The 835-nt window shown below is 41.9% G+C and carries 1 protein-coding gene; it reads right to left on the reverse strand.

Annotated elements, in window-relative coordinates:
• Nucleotides 1–835 (reverse strand): hypothetical protein (locus tag A3735_RS30600; RefSeq protein ID WP_197485771.1); only part of this gene is annotated, 835 nt, incomplete at both ends.

The following is an 835-nucleotide window of genomic DNA, read 5'->3' on the forward strand; positions in this document are numbered from 1 at the left end:
ACTGAGAATACGACCTTAAGCTCGGTGTCGTTTACAAGTAATCGTTCATTTTGCTGATCGACGACCAGCTGTTTAAACGTTTTGAACTCTTCACCCTTACCATCGTTTGCTTGGCTCAGTATCGTTCGGTCACCAGTCTCGACATCAATCTCGATAATTGATTTTGAGTCTTCATCAATTAGCCATAATTTGGTCTTTGTGGTGAGCTCCTGGTCTATATCAGTGACTTCAACAACCCCTGCAGCAATATCCGATATGTATGAGAAAGAGCCCGAGGCGCTACCTTGCTCACTTGAAGAAATGATTGAGCTTGTACCTGTTTCTATATCAATGGATAGAACCGTATTATTGCCATTGTCAGAACAGTAGAGCACACCATTGTGAAATACGATTGCAGTTGGTTTTAGTAATTCAAGGCCGGGATTAGCATTGTCTGAGAGGATGGGCCAGCGATTAGGACTTAACTGCTCGTCGATATCAAACACTTTAATGATTGCACCACTTTCTGAATTTTCATTCGCCATCAACAGGTAGAGGATGCCGCCGTCGCTATCGATGGATATATCAATAACATTGTTTAGGCCGTTGGCCAGAGTGGTTAAATTACCGCTGGGGTATTGGCGAGCGAGAATAGCTTGTGAAACTGGCTGCGTTTCCCTTACATCAAGAATAAGTTCTCGCTCTTGGTTTGTGTCAAAAACAGTTGTTTGAGGTTTGATTAGGCTTTCGCTGTCATTTGCAGCATACAAGGTTAGTCTTGGTGAGTTTATATCTGTAGCGTAAGTCTTAAGCTTATTTGCATCGCTTATTAATAATTTATTATCAGAGGTGATAG

Source organism: Oleiphilus sp. HI0061 (assembly GCF_001635675.1).